General features: G+C 56.2%; 13 protein-coding genes. 5 read left to right on the forward strand and 8 right to left on the reverse strand.

Features of this window, described 5'->3' with window-relative positions:
• Nucleotides 1–174: 174 nt before the first annotated feature.
• From PKC29_09215 to PKC29_09235, 5 genes are all read left to right on the forward strand, one after another.
• Entirely contained in the window at nucleotides 175–843 is a 669-nt protein-coding gene (locus PKC29_09215) for a MotA/TolQ/ExbB proton channel family protein (GenBank protein ID HML95592.1), read from the forward strand.
• Nucleotides 840–1,271: a biopolymer transporter ExbD gene (locus tag PKC29_09220; protein HML95593.1), complete on the forward strand. Its 432-nt coding sequence runs from the start codon at nucleotides 840–842 to the stop codon at nucleotides 1,269–1,271. The genes PKC29_09215 and PKC29_09220 overlap by 4 nt, the downstream gene beginning before the upstream one ends.
• A gap of 238 nt (nucleotides 1,272–1,509) precedes the next feature.
• Nucleotides 1,510–2,160 (forward strand): hypothetical protein, encoded by a 651-nt coding sequence (locus PKC29_09225; GenBank protein ID HML95594.1) that lies wholly within the window; start codon nucleotides 1,510–1,512, stop codon nucleotides 2,158–2,160.
• Between the two features lie 539 nt (nucleotides 2,161–2,699).
• The gene (locus tag PKC29_09230; protein ID HML95595.1) at nucleotides 2,700–3,644 is read left to right on the forward strand and encodes a bile acid:sodium symporter family protein; all 945 of its coding nucleotides are present in this window, start codon (nucleotides 2,700–2,702) and stop codon (nucleotides 3,642–3,644) included.
• A complete protein-coding gene (locus PKC29_09235) occupies nucleotides 3,641–4,564 on the forward strand; it encodes a DMT family transporter (GenBank protein ID HML95596.1) in 924 nt (307 codons plus the stop codon). Before PKC29_09230 ends, PKC29_09235 begins: the two co-directional genes overlap by 4 nt.
• Before the next feature lie 12 nt (nucleotides 4,565–4,576).
• Here PKC29_09235 and PKC29_09240 read toward each other — a convergent pair whose 3' ends face one another.
• The 8 genes from PKC29_09240 to PKC29_09275 form a co-directional block, all read right to left on the reverse strand.
• Entirely contained in the window at nucleotides 4,577–4,825 is a 249-nt protein-coding gene (locus tag PKC29_09240; GenBank protein HML95597.1) for a CRISPR-associated protein Cas2, read from the reverse strand.
• Nucleotides 4,826–4,968: 143 nt separating this feature from the next.
• Nucleotides 4,969–5,598 carry a LysE family transporter gene (locus PKC29_09245; protein ID HML95598.1) on the reverse strand — a complete coding sequence of 210 codons (630 nt, stop codon included), beginning with the start codon at nucleotides 5,596–5,598 and terminating at the stop codon, nucleotides 4,969–4,971.
• A 111-nt stretch (nucleotides 5,599–5,709) separates the two neighbouring features.
• Complete coding sequence (locus PKC29_09250; GenBank protein HML95599.1) at nucleotides 5,710–8,517, reverse strand: response regulator; 2,808 nt, start codon at nucleotides 8,515–8,517, stop codon at nucleotides 5,710–5,712.
• A 58-nt stretch (nucleotides 8,518–8,575) separates the two neighbouring features.
• Nucleotides 8,576–9,019, reverse strand: coding sequence for a response regulator (locus PKC29_09255; protein HML95600.1), 444 nt, complete (start codon nucleotides 9,017–9,019; stop codon nucleotides 8,576–8,578).
• Nucleotides 9,016–11,298 (reverse strand): ATP-binding protein, encoded by a 2,283-nt coding sequence (locus tag PKC29_09260; GenBank protein ID HML95601.1) that lies wholly within the window; start codon nucleotides 11,296–11,298, stop codon nucleotides 9,016–9,018. The genes PKC29_09255 and PKC29_09260 overlap by 4 nt, the downstream gene beginning before the upstream one ends.
• Before the next feature lie 456 nt (nucleotides 11,299–11,754).
• Nucleotides 11,755–12,246 (reverse strand): ferritin-like domain-containing protein, encoded by a 492-nt coding sequence (locus tag PKC29_09265; GenBank protein ID HML95602.1) that lies wholly within the window; start codon nucleotides 12,244–12,246, stop codon nucleotides 11,755–11,757.
• 178 nt (nucleotides 12,247–12,424) lie between these two features.
• Nucleotides 12,425–14,191 carry a phosphoenolpyruvate--protein phosphotransferase gene (gene ptsP / locus PKC29_09270; GenBank protein HML95603.1) on the reverse strand — a complete coding sequence of 589 codons (1,767 nt, stop codon included), beginning with the start codon at nucleotides 14,189–14,191 and terminating at the stop codon, nucleotides 12,425–12,427.
• Entirely contained in the window at nucleotides 14,188–14,454 is a 267-nt protein-coding gene (locus PKC29_09275; GenBank protein ID HML95604.1) for an HPr family phosphocarrier protein, read from the reverse strand. The genes ptsP and PKC29_09275 overlap by 4 nt, the downstream gene beginning before the upstream one ends.
• Nucleotides 14,455–14,530 lie beyond the last annotated feature (76 nt).

Consider the following 14,530-nt stretch of genomic DNA (forward strand, 5'->3'; position numbering starts at 1 on the left):
CCGGAGATTAAATGCAATATCGCCCGATATTAAGCGCCGCCGGAATAATGCAGATTCCGATTGACCACAGGCACGGCAGCGGGTTATCCTATTTCACTGAATCCGCCGCTTCGGCGGGGCCCCGCGGCTCTCTGCCGTATTGCAGATTGTTCAGCCACATTGACGGAGGGATTGATGGATTTCAACACCGGTATATTCGAGACGTTCTCAAAGGGCGGATTCTTCATGTATCCGATACTCCTTAGCTCAGTAATCGGGCTCGGGATATTCCTTCAGAAGATGTGGACCCTCCGGCCACGGAGGGTCATCCCGGATAACTTCCTCGGGCAGCTCTACAGGATGCTGGCGCAGGGGAAGCTGACCGAAGCGGAAGCTTTCGCGAGGGCCAACGATTCATCGGCGGCGAGGATTGCGGTGGCGGCGCTGGAAGACGCGGACAAGCCCGAGGACGACCTTGCCGAGAGCATCGAAGAGGCCGGGAGGAAGGAGGCGCTCGACCTGCTGAGATACATCGAGGGTCTAGGCGCTATAAGTAACGTCGCAACGCTGCTCGGGCTCCTGGGAACGATCTCCGGTATGATCAAGATATTCGACGTCATTTCCCTAAAGCCGGTAGTCAATCCGCCGGAGCTCGCCGGCGGCATATCCGAAGCGCTTTACACGACGGCGTTCGGGCTTATGGTCGCCATACCGGCGTTTATTGCGTACAAGTACGCAACCGGCAAGGCCGACGAGCTAATAGCGCTCATGGAAGAGGAAGGCAGGAGGATGCTCGAATATATCACTAACGCGAAGGAGCGCGCACTCGTCCGGGCCGAGAGCACGAGGGATATACTCAGATGAAATTCAAGCCCGTAAAGAAATCCAAGTCGGCGGGCGGCGCGATAGACCTGACGCCCATAGTGGACGTGGTTTTCAACCTGCTCATCTTCTTCGCCGTGACGCTCAGCTTCGCGGCGACGTCGGGCGGTATAAACGTGAAGCTGCCGTCGGCGAGCTCCGCCGACCCTGTCGAGACGGAGGAGATCACCGTCAACCTGACGGAGGACGGGAAGCTGTTCTATAACGACACGAGCGTCGATCTCGCGGGCCTTGCGGAAAAGCTCAAGGAAGTCAAAAACAAGGAATCCATCATTATTATAAGGGCCGACAGTACCGTGCCCCACGGAAAGGTCGTTCAGGTTATGGACACCGTAAAGTCGGAGGGGCTCAGCAAGATCGCCATTGCAGTCGACCAGGCGCCCCCGCCGGATACGACAAATAATAAATAGCCGAAAAGCCGGGAGTCCGGGATCCCCCCTGCCCTTCCAAAGCAATATCTTCAATTCGGACGGCCCGTTACAGGCATCACGCGTTCTTCTTATTCAATAACTATATAATTATCGGAATACCCTTTACAGCCTTACCCAATTATTCTATAATACGATAACTAATATATTATAGATTGTTGTTTCTTGAGGAATCACGATAGACGATTATACAAAAACATCTTTATAGAGGAGGGTATTCATGAGAGTACTGAGGGTATTGGCAGTATCGCTTCTGTTTGTGTTCACTGGTATCGGAATCGTAGGGGGATGCGGCGGTGGAGGCGGAGGAGGGGGCCAGCCTACTGACGCCCCTCCGACAACCCCGCCCACGGCCCCGCCGACTGCTCCACCGACAGCGCCGCCTACGGCACCGCCGACCGCGTGCCAGGTGCCGCCGCTCAACACCAATTTCTCCAATCTTCTGTATATCTTTATAGACGAGCCAAACAATATCGTCATCGGTGTAACGTCCGACGGAGAGACTGTCGCGATAGCGGCTGCGGATATCATTGAGGACCCGCTTATTATCGCCCTTGGAGCAATACCTGTAAGTGCTGACCTTGCACTCATAGATGTTGCGATTGTTGAGGACCTGGTATTCGATGCATCCGGAGACGGTGTGCGACTGGATAACGGCAGTGTATTCCAGGTAAACGACCTTATCGTAGGTAATGTCGTTTTTGATTTCGACATGGAGGGAGAATGCGACAGTATAGAGTCACTCGACGTTTCTTCTTCCAATACCTTGAGAGGACTGGCTACGGAGCTGTCTCAGACCAGGGGGTTCATAACGGGAGAATCGGGAATAATTACCGATTATGCAATAAACGTGTTAAACAACGGCGAATAACTCACCCGGTTATGCCCATTCTGCGGGCCGTCTCGCTCCCTGGGGCGGCCCGTTTTTTATACTGTGGGCAGAGAGGGTTTCCGGAGCGCGCCGGACGTGGAGGATAACTATAAAGAAAAGATGAAAGATAGATCTCTCACTGTTTTAATTTGAGGTACTTCCGAGCCGTACCAGATATGCTTTCTTGCAATCGGCTCAGGGCGTCCGATTCCTCGCTCGCTCGAAATCGTTGTTCGAGATGACAAAGCAAAAACTGGATTCCCGATTAAGACATTCGGGAATGACAAATATGTGGAGATTCCTCGCTCGCCCGGAATTGTTGGGAGTGACACACACGTAGTGTGTTTCTCGACGTAGCGAATTCCCAGGTTCTAGGTATCTGAAGCGCGGCAAGTGGTAATAGCAACGGCACTGCCACCTCGATTGGCTGCGGACACAGTCCGCCGATTTCCTGCAGGCGTGGCCTGCGCCGGATTGACACGGTGTGAAATCTTATGTAGCTTAGCCGTTCTAAATACCGCTAGCCAGAAGACGCCTGATTGAAATACCTTTCGTTCATTAATTCGTTCATCACGAGCCTGTTCACGCTCTGGATAATTCTCTTTTCGGCAGTCGCCTTTTACGCCCCCTCCCCTTTCGCCGGCCTTTCGGGGCTGATAGTGCCCGTGCTCGGGGTGATAATGTTCGGCATGGGAATGACGCTCAGGGTCGAGGATTTCAGGCGTATGCTGAAAAGGCCGAGGGACGTCGGGGTAGGCGTCGCGGCGCAGTACGGCATCATGCCGGTTACGGGATTCGTCCTCGCAGAGGCGTTCAAGCTCGACCCCACGCTCGCCGCGGGCGTCATACTCGTCGGCTCGTGCCCGGGCGGCACGGCGTCGAACGTGATTACTTACCTTGCGCGCGGGGACGTCGCGCTCTCCGTGACGATTACCTCGGCCACGACGCTCATGGCGCCGCTCATGATCCCGGCGTTCATGTATCTCTTCGCCGGAAAGTGGATAGACGTCCCGGCCTCGGGGCTCTTCGTATCGACCGTGAAAATCATACTGGTGCCAGTGGCCCTGGGCGTCGTAGCACGCACACTGCTCAGGGACAGGATCGAATATGTTCTGCCGGTGCTTCCGGCATTGTCCGCGATAGCCATAGTGTTTATAGTTGCCGTAATAGTCGCGGCCAACGCGGGCTCGATCGCGAGCGTGGGGGCGGAGGTCGCGCTGATCGTCGTCATCCACAACGCCGCCGGCCTCGTGCTCGGGTATTTCGCGGCGCGGCTTTCGGGCATGGACGTCAAGAGCGCGAGGGCGGTGTCCGTGGAGGTCGGCATGCAGAACTCGGGCCTGGCGGTCGCGCTCGCGAACATGCATTTCGGGGCGCTGGCGGCGCTCCCGGGGGCCGTGTTCAGCGTATGGCATAACATATCGGGCTCGGCCATAGCGTGGTGGTGGAGGCGTAGCCCGGCCGGGGACGGCAGCGGCGCATGAGCACAGGCACGGTTAAAAGGGGCGGGACGAAATTCCCGCTGGCCGGGTATTTATTCCTCGTTGGGACGGCGCTCTTCACCGCGCTGTCGTACGTGTTCGGACGGGCGATAGACAGGAGCTTCGATCCTTTTCTCATAACGTTCTTCTGGTTCGCCGGTGCGTTCGTGTGCTCCATTTTCGTCGTGATGGCGATACCGTCGCAGAGGGCCGAGATAAAGCACCTTCCGAAATATACGAAGATATTCATTTACAGCTCGGTGCTGACCGCCATAGGGGCCGCGCTCTGGATATCGTCGATAAAGACCATCGGCATACCGCTGACGTCGTTTCTGATGAAGGCGCAGACGCTTTTCTCGCTCCTACTCGGAATGATATTCCTCGGGGAGAGGCTCAACAAGGGGGAGACCGTCGGCATCGTCATAACCGTAGCGGGCGGGATAGTGGTCGCGTACCAGAGGGACTTTACGCTGCTGATGGGGACCCTTACGGCGCTCGGCGCGGCGTTCTTTTATTCGTGCCTGTCGTTTAGCGTGAAGAAGGTCGGGCAGGAGCTCAACATGCTGACGGTCGCCAACATGAGGGCGCTCGGCGTAGCGATATGCCTCCTCATCTACATACTGGCTGTCGGCACGTACAGGACGCCCGGGCCGGTGGACATGATATACATGGCGCTCGGCGGCATCACGGGGGCATACATCGCCAAGGCGTGCCAGTTCCAGGCGATAAAGATGATAGACGTTTCACGGACGACCGCGGTTCTCCCGCTCGAAAGCCTGTTCGTCGTCCTCCTCTCTTACTTCATATTCCACGAGATACCGTCAGTGATAAAGCTCCTCGGCGGGGCGGCGATCATAACGGGCGTCATATTCCTCGTCATATTCAGGGGCAAAAAGCCCGACGACCTGGGCGAGGGGGAATGAGTCTCTGTCAATCTAAAGTTTATTAGGATTGTCTTTGAGTTTATAGGCGGCCCAGTCGATTACCGCGGCCACCATTAAACCGTCGTCGTTGTCGATATATTGTTTGAAATGATCCCTTAAAGCGGCTGCAGATGTATCACTATGGCGAAAACACCATTCGGACTTCAGCGTCTTGATAGCGCCGAAGCGTTCAAGCTCTTCGGTAAGACGCGGATAATCTTTATCCTTTCTGAGATCGTAGCTCAAAAAATACAAGGCCATTTAGTTTCCTCCAAAAGACAAATAACCGGCGCCTGATTCATTTATCCGCCTGTTAGGAAGAGAAAGCAAGTCTGATTAAAGTCCGACAACCGAAAAGTGCAATTAAGACCGTTATTGGACTATCCGGTGTGAACCACTCGGTGTTAGGCCGGGGGGAGTTTTATAAGGCTCAGGAAGGCATATGCGCCGCAGGCGAGTATGAGTATTCCCGTAATCTTGTTTATGAGGACGAGGTTCCTTTCGCTGAGGCGTCCCCGGAGATGTGCTATAAAATAGCAGAGCCCGGTCCAGAGAATGAAGCACCCGGTGAATATGCCCGCGACTAGGATGGAGGCAGTCCTGTAGTAGTCGGCGGGCTCCGTGATCCCGAGAATGGCGAACAGGGCCAGTATCGAGAGTATGACCATGGGGTTTGAAAGCGTCAGCAGGAGCGCGGAGCTGAAGTTGCCGAAGTGGCTCCTCCCGGGCCTGCCGGGGTCGAGCGAGCGCGGCCGCGAAAAGTAGACCCTTATACCGAAGACGAGAAGTATGACGCCGCCTATGACGTGCACCCACACCTCGTGGCTCATAAGGAAATCGGATACGAATGTAAGGCTGAATGCGACTATGATGCCGTATACGGCGTCGCCGGCGGACGCGCCGAGGCCGGAAAGTATACCCACCCCTCTCCCCCTGTTGATCGTGCGCTGAACGACGAGCGCCCCTACCGGGCCGATTGGGGCCGTGATGATTATCCCGATGACTATGCCTTTTATGAAATACACTAAATCCATTTGTAAAGGGCTTTAATATACACGGAAAATCCGGCTTTCGCCCGCACCTCGTGCAAAGCGCCGGACATGCCTTTGGAAAGCCGTAGGGATACCGCCGGCGCGGCGCACGGGCTACCCTTCCTTCGCCCCTGAAATTATGCCGCGAAGGGTTTTGAGCAGCGTTTCGGCCGTGTAGGGCTTGGACAGGAAAACGTCCTGGCCCTGAGCATACGATTCGGCCATTCTCGACGCCTCCTTGAAGCCGCTCACGAATATGACCCTGACCCCGGGGTCTATTCGTCTGAGCGCCCTTATGCTCATCTGGCCGTCCATAATGGGCATCGTCATATCCATTATTATTACCTTTACATTGTCTCTGTTAACGGAATAGATGGACACGGCCTCGGCCCCGTCGGAAGCAGTGAGGGCCTTGTAGCCGTACGTTTCGAGCGTCGAGCGCGTAATCTCGCGGATGGAAGCCTCGTCGTCGACGACGAGCACGGTCTCTCCTTTCCCGAGCGGTATGTCCTCGGACCGCATCTGCTCGACGGACCTCGTTTCAGAGGTCTCTACAGCCGGGATATATATCCTGAACGTGGTTCCCTTGCCGGGCTCGCTGTAGACGTGAATGAAGCCGCCGTGGTCCTTTACGATGCCGAACGATGTGGAGAGCCCGAGACCCGTCCCCTTGCCCGGATCTTTCGTCGTGAAGTAGGGCTCGAATATTTTTTCTATGAGGGCGGGCGGGATTCCCTCGCCGTTGTCGGATACGGTTATGGCTATGTAGGGGCCCGTGACGGCGTCGACGTTCATCTTCGCATAATTTTCGTCTATGATGAGGTTCTCGCCGGAAATTTCGAGCGTGCCGCCTTCGGGCATGGCGTCGCGGGCGTTTACGCAGAGGTTCATCAGGACCTGATGAAGCTGTGTGAAATCGCCCATGACGTTCCAGAGGTCTCTCGGGAAATTAGTGCGGAATTCTATCGATTTCGGGAAGGCTTCCTTCACCATTTTTTCTATTTCGTGGACGATGTGCCTGACCTGGAGGATCGTGCGCTCGCCTTCCTGGCCGCGGGCGAACGAAAGGACCTGCTTTACGAGGTTGCTCCCCCGCTCGGTGCTCGATTCGAGCGTGTCGATGAGCCTCTGGGATTTTTCGTCGGGGAATCTCATGCGGAGTATCTGGAGGGCCATGAGTATCGGCTGAAGGACGTTGTTGAGGTCGTGGGCTATGCCGCCGGCGAGTGTGCCTATGCTCTCCATGCGCTGGGCGCGGAGGAGCTGCGCCTCGAAGCGCTTTTTCTCGGTGATGTCGCTCGTGACGGCGAGTATGGACTTGGGATTGCCGTGGTCGTCGGTAACGAGCGTAAGGCGGCATTCGACGATTATGCTTTTCCCGTTTTTCGTCGCCTGCTGCATCTCGCCCTTGTAGTGCCCGAACTCGTTCAATATCCTGTGGGCCTCGACGAATTCGGGACACGAGCCGTCGAAAAGCAGGTCGGTGACGCTCTTTCCTATGACCTCGTCGCTCTCCCAGCCGTAAATACGCTCCGCCCCCTTGCTCCAGAAGAGTATGCGGTGATCGAGGTCGCGGACGGTTATGGCGTCGGATGCGATGTCGAGGAGAGCGGCCTGCTCGGCTATACGGCTTTCGGCGCTCTTTCGCTCGGTGATGTCGACGGCCGCGCCGCCGACCATGACTATTTCTTCGTGCTTGTCGAGTATGGGGAATTTGCTCGCGAGCCAGTAGCCGATCCCGGACGGCGTCGGCATGATTTGAATCGTCTGAAGCGGCTCTCCGGTTTCGATGACTATCCTGTCGTTTTCCTTGAACTGGGAAGCCACGGCCGGAGGCCATATCTCGTCGTCCGTTTTGCCCACGTAGTCGACGTCCCTGCCGATTATGGCCTGGAGTGAATCGTTCACGTATATATACCGCCCTTCGGCGTCTTTCATGAACGCTACGCCCGGGAGGTTGTGCATGAAGAGAGCGAACCTTCGCTCGCTTTCGCTAAGCGCCTCAACCTTCTGCGCGTTGTTTATGGCGACCCCTATCTGCTGGGCGACGTTTTCAAGGAGCTTGAGGTCGTCCTCGTCGAATACGTTCTTTTCGTCGGAATAGATATTCAGGCTGCCGACCGTCTTTCCCTCGGACCGGATGGGCATGGAGACGTAGCTCTTCGTTCCGGCCTCTTTCATCGCCGGCGTGAGGTATTCGTCGTTCTCGGCGTCGGGGACGTATACGTGCCTGTTTTCGCGCACGGTGCGCCAGACTATACCCACGCCCCGCGGCAGGTGCCTGACCTCGCTTACATACCTGTCGTCGTATCCTTCGCACGCCTTGAGCTCGGCGTCTTTATCCACGAAGTATATATCGACGTGCTTTGCGGAATCGATGTTGTCGCTCATCGTCCGGACGGCGTTGTCGAGGACGTCCTGGAGATTGATGGACTGGTGCACGGCCTTCGTAACCGTGTTGATTATGGTTTCGTAGCGGTTTTTCTTCGAGAGGTAATCGAGGTTGTCCCGGAGCGTATTCCACACCCTTTCGAGCTCGTGGCGCTCTTCGGCTTCGCGGAGGGCGCGCTCTATCGCCGGGACGAGGCGGGCGAGCTTGTCCTTGAGTATATAGTCGGTGGCCCCGTTCTTGAGCATGTCCACCGCGCGTTCTTCTCCGAGCGAGCCGGAGACGAATATAAAGGGCAGCTCCGAATCCTTCTCCCTCACCAGCTTTAGAGCGGACATACCGTCGAATGACGGAAGCGAGTAATCCGAAAGGACAATGTCGGGCAGGAACCGCTCGAGCTCGGATTGAAGAGACTCCCTCGTCTCCACACGTTTCGTACGGAAAGCGATGTTGGCCTTTTTGAGCTCGCGCTCGACAAGCTCTGCATCGGTTGGCACGTCCTCGACTATGAGGACCTTGAGCTCCTTTTCCATCTGGTTTCCTCGAACAAAAATATTAAAACCCGCATCCTCCGAACATGTCCGTCCCCGTCTAGCCCGGCGGCTGGTTGAGAAGGAGCCAGTAGAGGCCGAGCTGCGATACGGCGAGTATGAACTTGTCGAAGTCCACCGGTTTAACTATATAGCTGCTTACGCCCAATTTATAGCTATCGACGATATCCCTTTCTTCCTTGGACGACGTAAGCACGACGACCGGGGTCATCTTCGTTCTTTCGTCGGCTTTTATTCTCTTCAGCACTTCGAGGCCGTCCACCTTGGGGAGCTTGAGGTCGAGAAGTATTACCTTGGGCCGGCTTTCGACCCTTCTCGACGCGTATATCCCCGAAGCGAAGATGAAATCGAGCGCCTCGGCGCCGTCCCTTACCACGTGGATGTTATTCGCGATATTATTCTTCCTGAGCGCCCTGAGCGTGAGCTCCTCGTCGTTCGGGTTGTCCTCGACCAGAAGTATCTCGACCTGGTTCATGTCCGTCATGTCAAACCTCCTTCGTCTTTTGGAAAACTGAAATAAAATGCCGCCCCCTCCCCCACTTTTCCTTCGGCCCAGACCTGCCCGCCGTGTCTTACCACTATACGCTTTACGAGCGCAAGCCCCACCCCCGTGCCTTCGAATTCGTTCTGGCTGTGGAGCCGCTGGAAGACCCCGAACAGCTTGTCTACATAGGTCATGTCGAAACCTATACCGTTGTCTCTGATGCAGTATACGTTTTCCCGTCCGGACGAATGACCTGTCATCTCTATGGTTCCTTCATTGCCCTTGTTCCTGGTGAACTTGACGGCGTTCGAGATAAGATTGACCATCACCTGCCGTATCATGGCCCTGTCGCCGTAAGCGGACGGGAGATGGTTCAGCGTGAATTTCAGCGACCTGTCAGGGTTATCGGCCTGAATTTCCTGGAAAACGATCCTCGCCATCTCGCTGATGTTTACCTCGACCGGCAGGACATCCTGCCTCCCGAGGCGCGAAAACGCGAGGAGGTCGTCGATGAGCTGGCCCATGTTGAGAGTATTCGATCTTATGACGGAGAAGAGGCGGAGCCCTTCCTCGTCGAGTGCTTCGGAGTAATCCTCGAGGAGTATACGTGAAAAGCCGTCTATCGCCCGGAGCGGCGCCCGGAGGTCGTGAGAAACCGAGTAGCTGAACGCTTCGAGCTCCTTGTTGACGGCAGTGAGCTCATCGAGACGCAGTTCGAGCTCCGCGTTCAGGGAGCGGTTCTCTTTTTCGCTTTTGCGGAGCGCTTCGACTATGTTGGCGTTATGAACCGCAGCCTCCAGCTGAACCGCGGCGGTATCTAGCAGTCCGAGCTCTTCCTTGTCGAAGGCGTCCTCCGTCAGGGAATTTATGTTAACGACGCCTGCTACCCGGCCTTCGTATCGTATGGGCATCGAAATGTAGCTTTTCGTTCCGAGCTCTTTCCCCGCGGGCCCCATGGCCGTATCGTTCCCGGCGTCGGGGCAGTACGTAGCCTTGCCTTCCGTAATGGTCTTCCACGTGAGCCCCCTCGGGGAAGGTATGATCTTTATCTTCTCGTATATGCTTTCGGGATAGCCCGAATATGCGGTCAGGACGGCGCTGTCCCCCTCTACCATGAATACCCCGATGTAATCCGCTCCGTGCATATTTTCCTTTATGGATTTTACGGCGTTGGAGAGGACCTCGCGCAGGTCGACCGACCCGTGAACGCTGCCGGTAATGGCGTTTATTATGGCCTCCGTCCTGTTTTTCCGGGAAAGCTCCTCGAGGGTGTCGTTGAGGGCTTCCTCGGCCTTCCGGCGCTCGCCGATTTCCTTTCCGAGCTCGTTTATCGCTCTCTGGAGCTCGGACGTCCGCTCGGATACGCGCCGTTCGAGGGTTTCGTTCAGAAGATGCACTTCGTTCTCCGCCCTTGTGCGTTCTACGTCGGAGCTGTTGAGCCACCTCGCGCTGAGCCATATCAGGATGGTGAAGAGGACCATCGTGGAAACGGCGAAGAACGAGAGGCCTATGCCTGTATCGTAATAGCCGAGCTCCTGGCCTTTCAGCCTCAGCCACCCGAAGAAGAACGGAAGTATTATCGCCCACGGGAGCACCCGGCGGGCGAGCATCCCGCCCATTGTATCCATGGTTACGACGGACATCAGCCCCTTGCCCGGCCTTATGAAGAGGACGCCGAAGGAAAGCAGTATCGTGGCGATAGCCGTATTGAGAGCGACGGAAGAATAGGCGTAGAATTTGTAAAGCGCTTCGACGCCGTAGGCATAGCCGATGATCGAAAGGAGGCTCATGAACCCCGCAATCATGGCGAGAACCCCGGCATAGGGCTCCGCCCCTGTCCTTACCGCCACCATCAGCATCCCCAGCCCCAGTATAGCGAAGTTAAAAGACGAAAGGGGGGACATCCTGCCCGGGGACCCGCCGCTTATTTCGGCATTAGGGTCGGCGTAGATTAGATTGTCTATGCCGAAATCGTGGCCCGAGACGTACTGGAGCAATGTCATGAGCCCGAGAACGAAAAGAAGGAAGGCGAATATGCCGGCCACGGCTTCCGCGGCCCGGCTCCCCCGCACCGTCAGGAGGAGCCAGAGGGAGAGACCGCCCAGAACGAATCCGATGGCGGTGTTGACCTTCATGTACGGGTATCCGGGAATCAGCGACTTAAGGGTTCCGGAGTCCGTCACCCATCCGGTAAGCACAAGTATCCCTATAGCGACTACGACAATACTTGCCGTTTTGGAGAACGCATTCAGAAAAGCGACCACTCCGGGTGCTGTCATGAATCCTCCACTAGCGCCCCCTCTGGAATCTTCGGATGATTCTGGTACGGGGATCTTCTGTTTTGCTCTGAAAGGAATGTGGTGTTCATCGTATAAAGCCGCTGCACGTAATCGAGACGCTCTTGTCGAAAACGGAATTCCCAGGATTTATTCGCTAATTATATAGCCGTTCCTTTTTTGAATCAATCCTCAATTCGATGTATTGGTATTACATTAAAAGCCTTATTCTTGATAGTAAATTGCGTGAATACGGGGTACTCGAACATGCATGTGCAAACGTCGTGAAATACACTACATCGACAGTTCGGTATATCGAGAATAAAGGAAAATAAGCCAGAGGAAAAGGGCGCCGGAAAAATTATTCCCGCTCCCCATTATAAGGAGCCGGGAGAGGAAGCCGGCCATGGACCAGGCATCTCCCCCGGCTGAGGCATGAGGTATGGGTTCCCTGAAATTTTACTTGGCCGCTTTTTCGTTGATTACGGATTCGGCTATGCCCGTGAGCTTTTTGTCGGCCTGCTTTTCCTCGTTGAGCGTGGACTGGAAAAGCTTGGCGGCTTGCTCCTGTCCGAGGTGTTCGGCGAATGCCCTAAGAGTCCCGTAGGCGGCTATCTCGTAATGCTCGACCCTTTGCGCGGCCGCTATGAGCCCCGCGTCGTTCACGCTGGGATCGTAGTCCTTGCCGTTCTGTATGAATTCTTTCCCTTCCTCGATTATGCCCTCCATGGCGTCGCACTTATCTCCGGACGCCTTCTCGCCCATCATCTCGAAGACCTGCTCGAGCCTCTCAATGTGATGCTCGGTTTCTTCGAGGTGGTGATCGAAGGCATTCTTGAGCGAAAGCTGAGCGGCTGCGCTCGCCATCCTGGGCAGTGTTTTGGCTATCTGTTTTTCTGCGTAGTAAATGTCTTTAAGCTGATTCATGAATAAGTGTTCGAGCGTATGCATGACTGTTCTCCTATAATGGTTTTAACGATATAGTAGCAACTGGCATGCCGGATAGAGGGAAACGAGGCATGACAGGGGTTTATGAGAAACGTATGCCGGGGAGCGCCGGCGAGTGTAGAAATCTATGCAAGAAGCGGTGGAGAATTGTCTGCAGCCGGGCGGCTTTCGTGGACAGTGCCTAGGAGGGGACGACTATCTCCTCGATGAATTCGGGCGGGAGGCTGTCGCCCCATTTCTTTATTACCTCTCTCGTAACGTAGTCCCTTATGTCGGCTTCCGTTTTGAGCCCGAGCGAGGCGCGGGCGATCTCCCTGGATTCCTTCTCCGTTATGGAGCCGAGGAGCTTTTTCACCCTGGGTATCGAGTGCGTGTTCATGCTGAGCTCGCCCACGCCGAGCCCGACTAGGAGCGGGACGCAGGGGAGCTGGCCGGCCATTTCGCCGCAGACGGCGACGGGAATGCCGCGGGGGCGGGCCGCGTCGACTACGCCCGAGATGAGCCTTAGTATCGCGGGATGAAACGGGGAGTAGAGGTAGGACACGTGCTCGTTGACCCTGTCGATGGCGAGGGTGTACTGTATGAGGTCGTTCGTGCCTATGCTGAGGAAATCGGCCTCGGCCGCGATGTCAGAGGCCATTATAGCCGCCGAAGGAGTTTCTATCATTACACCGACGGCCCATGACGGCCCTTCGCCGAGCCCGGAGGCGACTTCGGATATTATGGCCTTCGCCTTTCGGAGCTCGCTTATCCCCGAGATCATCGGGAGGAGTATTCTTACCTTTTTTCCGGTGGATGCGGACGCCCGCAGTATCGCCTTTATCTGGGTTTTGAAGGTCTCGACGTCTCTCAATGAATACCTTATGCCGCGGAGGCCGAGCGCAGGGTTGAGCATTCTCGAAAGCTCCATGCCCGTGGGGAATTTGTCGCCCCCGATGTCGAGCGTCCGGATGGTCATTATAGGCGAATCTAGCGACGTGATGACTTTTTTATAGTTTTCGTACTGCTCCTGCTCGCCTGGGTAGTTCGCGGACTTCGTGAACAGGAACTCCGTCCTGTACATGCCTATGCCTTCGGCCCCGAAGCACGAGGCATGGCCGAGCTCGTCGGTGAGCTCGACGTTGGCGTTTATACGGACGACCCTGCCGTCGAGGGTTCTCCCGGGGAGCTTGGCATATTCGAGGAGCTTTTTTTCGAGGGCCGCGTAGTCGGACTTGAGCTTGCGAAAGCTATCGATTTCGTGCTCGCCGGGGTCGAGTATAACGGTGCCGCTGAAGCCGTCGACGAATATCCTGTCGCCGGGGCAGGCCCTGAGCGTGATGTCTTCGAGGCCCATCACGGCCGGGACGCCGACGGATTTGGCGACGATGGCGCTGTGCGAGGTGGAAGTGCCGATGTCGGTTACTATGGCGAGCGCGCCGTGCTTCGCGTACTCTACGACGTCCACGGCCGACACGTCGTGGGCCACGAGGACGGAATCCTTCCCGAGGCGGAGCTTTTCGTCCCCGGCCCCGCGGAGGTTCCGGAGTATCCTCTCGCCGAGGTAGTAGATGTCGGCGAGGCGCTCTTTCATGTAAATGTCCTCGACGTTACGGAATTTTTCGCTCTTCCTGGAGAGGACCGAGTTAACCGCCCATTCCGCGTTTACCCCTTCGGACTCTATGAGCCGGAGGACCTCGCCCGAAAGGAGCTCGTCTTCGAGCATCATGATATTGAGGTTGAGTATCTGGAGGTGGTCGCCTTCTTCGGTGGAGCCCATGCCGTCCTTTATCGACAGGAGCTCGGCCTTGGAGCGGCCCACGGCGGTCATAAACCTGTCCTTTTCGGACTCGACGGAGGCCGGGTCTATCTGCTTCCTCTCTACTATCATCCTCGACCTGTCGAGGAGTACGACCCTCCCGAGGGCGATGCCGCCCGAGATGGGGATAGCCTTTCTCTCAACCCTCATACGCCTTCTCCGAATCCGCTTTCTATGAGCGCCCCGATTTCATCCATGGCGCTCTCGGAATCATCCCCCCTCGTTACGACCTTTATCGTGCTTCCCTTTGCCGCCGCCAGCGAAAGCACGCCGAGAATACTCTTGCCGTCTACCTCGTAGCCGTCCTTCGAGAGCTTGACGTCGCTCGAGAACCTGCCGGATAGTCTGACGAAAGCAGCGGCGGCCCGGGCGTGGAGACCGAGCTTGTTCTTAACGGTGAATTCCCTTGCCAATTCTTTTTCCGGCAATGTGTGGTGACCTCGCTAGGATATGAGTTTTTCCAATATGACGATTAGAACGGGCCCGGTT

It is taken from the genome of Thermodesulfobacteriota bacterium (assembly GCA_035325995.1).
Taxonomy (GTDB): domain Bacteria; phylum Desulfobacterota_D; class UBA1144; order Nemesobacterales; family UBA2774; genus JADLGH01.

Coding starts and splice junctions, on each gene's coding strand:
- PKC29_09220 (HML95593.1), top strand. CDS start 840: ATGAAATTCAAGCCCGTAAAGAAATCCAAGTCGGCGGGCGGCGCGATA.
- PKC29_09240 (HML95597.1), bottom strand. CDS start 4,825: ATGGCCTTGTATTTTTTGAGCTACGATCTCAGAAAGGATAAAGATTAT.
- PKC29_09235 (HML95596.1), top strand. CDS start 3,641: ATGAGCACAGGCACGGTTAAAAGGGGCGGGACGAAATTCCCGCTGGCC.
- PKC29_09225 (HML95594.1), top strand. CDS start 1,510: ATGAGAGTACTGAGGGTATTGGCAGTATCGCTTCTGTTTGTGTTCACT.
- ptsP (HML95603.1), bottom strand. CDS start 14,191: ATGAGGGTTGAGAGAAAGGCTATCCCCATCTCGGGCGGCATCGCCCTC.
- PKC29_09265 (HML95602.1), bottom strand. CDS start 12,246: ATGCATACGCTCGAACACTTATTCATGAATCAGCTTAAAGACATTTAC.
- PKC29_09215 (HML95592.1), top strand. CDS start 175: ATGGATTTCAACACCGGTATATTCGAGACGTTCTCAAAGGGCGGATTC.
- PKC29_09260 (HML95601.1), bottom strand. CDS start 11,298: ATGACAGCACCCGGAGTGGTCGCTTTTCTGAATGCGTTCTCCAAAACG.
- PKC29_09250 (HML95599.1), bottom strand. CDS start 8,517: ATGGAAAAGGAGCTCAAGGTCCTCATAGTCGAGGACGTGCCAACCGAT.
- PKC29_09255 (HML95600.1), bottom strand. CDS start 9,019: ATGACGGACATGAACCAGGTCGAGATACTTCTGGTCGAGGACAACCCG.
- PKC29_09245 (HML95598.1), bottom strand. CDS start 5,598: ATGGATTTAGTGTATTTCATAAAAGGCATAGTCATCGGGATAATCATC.